This window comes from Mesorhizobium sp. M7A.F.Ca.CA.002.15.2.1, from assembly GCF_003998715.1.
GTDB classification, from domain to species: Bacteria; Pseudomonadota; Alphaproteobacteria; order Rhizobiales; family Rhizobiaceae; genus Mesorhizobium; species Mesorhizobium ciceri.
In genome coordinates this window covers 1-2,905 of the sequence record NZ_RZPI01000683.1, presented here as the reverse complement: position 1 = coordinate 2,905, position 2,905 = coordinate 1, and the positions used below count along the sequence as shown (strand labels likewise).

Here is a 2,905-nt window from a genome sequence, read left to right as displayed (position 1 = left end):
GTCTGATATCCAAGAAAAAGCCCGCTTCGAGCGGGCTTTTTTCTAACTGCGTCGGGTCTCAGCTTCGCGCGGCGCGGTCCGGCGCCATGCCATAGTCCTCGCTGCGCTCCACCGCGCGGTAGAAGTCGGCAAGCTGCTTGCCGCGCTCCGGCTTGAAGATGCGGCCGGCGATGACCACCGAGGCGATGCGATCGATGCGGAAGGCGCGGAAATCGTCGCGCATCTCGCACCAGGCGACCAGCGTCCACACCTTGCCCCAGAACCACAGGCCGAGCGGGCGGATATCGCGGGCGGTGCCGCGGCCGGCCTCGTCGGAATAGTCGATGGTCAGCACCTGGCGCTTTTCGACCGCGCGCTCGATCAGGTCGATCGCCTCGCGGGCGGCGTCGCTGACCACCCACATCGGTGTGTGGATCTCGGTGCGGGCGATGCGGTCTTTCTCCGCATCGGGCAATACGGCGCCGATCTTGACCAGCGCTTCGTCGGCGGCCCGCGCCATGGCGGCACCGCCAAAGGCACGCACCATGCGGGCGCCGGCGACCAGCGCGACGATCTCGTCACGCGTGAACATCAGCGGCGGAAGGTCGAAACCCTCCCTCATCATGTAGCCAACGCCGGCCTCGCCGTCGATCGGCACTCCGGTCGACTGCAAATCGGCAATGTCGCGATAGATGGTTCGCTCGGAAACTTCGAGCCATGTGCCGAGCTTCTGGGCGGTGACCAATCGGCCACCGCGCAGATGCTGCACGATCTGGAAGAGCCTGTCGGCGCGGCGCATCGTATGGTCCCTCGGCGTTGTCTCTATGCATGCCGCCCGAAACCGGTCCACCTCTGGGTGGCATGCATCGTGTTTTCGCGCATGCCGTTATCCCAAAACCGCAGAACACTTTTGGGCGGCATGCCTCATGGTTTCAGCCCTTCGCGCTTGCGCTGCGCGGCGACGAACTCCGCGCCGAAGGACAATTTCTTCGTCGTCGGTGTTTTCGCATCGAGCACGCGCCAGAACGGTGCCACGTCACTCGGCGTCATGCCGCGCTGGAGGTCCTCGTTGGCGGCTTCGGCAACAGTGCGCAGATGATAGCCTATGGTGACCGGGCATGTCACTTCGGCGCCATGCTCGACGGCAAGTGCTGTACGCAGCGCACGCACATCCATCTCGACGCCTTCGGGAATCGAGCGGATGAAATCATCGACCTGGCGCGCTGTCGGCACCAGCATAGGCTGGCCTTCGACGACATCGGCCATCGTGCGCGGCGTCGGCTTGACGCCGTTGATGCCTGGTGTGCTCAGTCTGTCGTTCCAACTCTTCATCGATCGTCCTTTCGACCGCCGATGCACGGGTGCCCTAAGCTGGCACCATTGCACGGCCCTCCTGACAGCATACTGTCAGGAGGCTTCAGCATACTCCTTGGCAAACAGCGTTCGCATCCGAGCGAGATCGCTGCCTCTTTCGGGGTAGAGCGTCTTCAGAAAGGCGAGCGCGAAGGTGCCCGGCGCCGAGCCTGGCGCGGAAACAATTTTGCCGTCGGCCATGGCATGCGGCACATCCTGATAGAGGCTGTCGCCGGCATAGCCGGCCTCATGACCATTGATCCAGTCGCGGCCATTGCTCGTATGCCTGGCCTTCTCGAACAGGCCGGCGCGGGCTAGCGCCAGCGTGCCGGCGCAGATGCCGCCGACCACGCCGCCGCGCGATGCAACAGCATTGAGCAGATCAGCAACATCGGGCGGTGCCTTGCCGGCCCACTCATCGGAGCCGATCACGGCGATGGCGTCGAGATCATCATTCTCATCCGCCCCGGCCGATCGATCGGGCGTCAGCCGAAAGCCGCTGATCCCGGTCACTGGGTTGCCATCAGGCGTCAGCGACACGGCACGGGCGCCGAACCATTCGACCGCCGAGGCCGCCAGCAGCCCATACTCCCAGTCGGCAAAACCTTCGATGAAAAGGAAACCGATCGTCTTCTGTTCGGGCATAGGCTCGCTCCCATCCTCACGCACCGGACCTGTTATCTGGGCGTTGACGCGCCCACATCCAATCGCCGGGTCGAAAAATTGGCTTCAATTGCCCCGAGGGCCACGGTCCGCATACATGTCCGGCCAGCCGATATCCTTGCGAATATCCGCCGGCAGCGAGTTCATGAACCGCTGGGTGCGGATCTCGTTGCGCATCGTGCGGATCTTGCCGACATAGTGCTGCATGCCGCGCAGAATGGTGTAACCGTTCATGGCCAGTCTCCTCTCTCTGTATGGAGGTACTATCGCATACCCCTCCTGACAGCAGTCTGTCAGGAGGATGTCAGGCGCGAGACGATAGTTGCGACCAGTGCGCGCGACGCAGGCAAGGCATCGCTTTTCGCCGCATAGAACGGTGCCGAAGGCAGGTTCGCGACTTCCGATTGTTCATAGCGACGACGTGCTCTGGGCGCCGCTGTTCAGTTTCCGGCGACGGACTGTCGGAATACGAGGCCTTCAGCGGGGTGACCGCAGTTCTGATATGGAGGGAGAAAATTGTTCCCCAACAGCAGGGAGACGACGATGAGCTTGCAACTGACAGGTATCCACCATCTGACCGCCATCACCGCCAATGCGCCTGGCAATCTTCATTTTTATACGAAGGTGCTGGGTCTGCGGCTGGTCAAGAAGACCGTAAACCAGGACGACACCTCGGCCTACCACCTCTTCTATGCCGACGGCGAAGCGACACCGGGCACCGACCTTACCTTCTTCGACTGGCCGGTCGGCCGCGAGCGGCGCGGCACGCACAGCATCGTGCGGACCAGCCTCAGGGTCGGCAGCCAGGAGAGCCTTGCCTGGTGGAAGCAACACTTGACCGACGAAGGCCTGGCAACAGGAGAGATCGGCGACATCGGCGGTTTTGCGTTTCTTGGGTTTGTAGATACCG

At 62.8% G+C, this 2,905-nt stretch carries 5 protein-coding genes; 1 reads left to right on the top strand and 4 read right to left on the bottom strand.

The annotated features are described in order from the left end of the window. Positions 1-58: 58 nt before the first annotated feature. The 4 genes from ENZ74_RS27520 to ENZ74_RS27505 form a co-directional block, all read right to left on the bottom strand. Positions 59-778 carry a YafY family protein gene (locus ENZ74_RS27520; protein WP_013529238.1) on the bottom strand — a complete coding sequence of 240 codons (720 nt, stop codon included), beginning with the start codon at positions 776-778 and terminating at the stop codon, positions 59-61. Between the two features lie 125 nt (positions 779-903). Then, on the bottom strand, positions 904-1,311 hold the full coding sequence (locus ENZ74_RS27515; protein WP_063169160.1) for a hypothetical protein: 408 nt from the start codon (positions 1,309-1,311) through the stop codon (positions 904-906). Between the two features lie 75 nt (positions 1,312-1,386). Beyond that, the gene (locus ENZ74_RS27510) at positions 1,387-1,977 is read right to left on the bottom strand and encodes a DJ-1/PfpI family protein (protein WP_063169159.1); all 591 of its coding nucleotides are present in this window, start codon (positions 1,975-1,977) and stop codon (positions 1,387-1,389) included. Positions 1,978-2,061: 84 nt separating this feature from the next. Continuing rightward, entirely contained in the window at positions 2,062-2,229 is a 168-nt protein-coding gene (locus ENZ74_RS27505) for a hypothetical protein (RefSeq protein WP_013529241.1), read from the bottom strand. 309 nt (positions 2,230-2,538) lie between these two features. Here ENZ74_RS27505 and ENZ74_RS27500 point away from each other — a divergent pair. Next, positions 2,539-2,905 (top strand): VOC family protein (locus ENZ74_RS27500; RefSeq protein ID WP_206522338.1); only part of this gene is annotated, 367 nt, incomplete at its 3' end.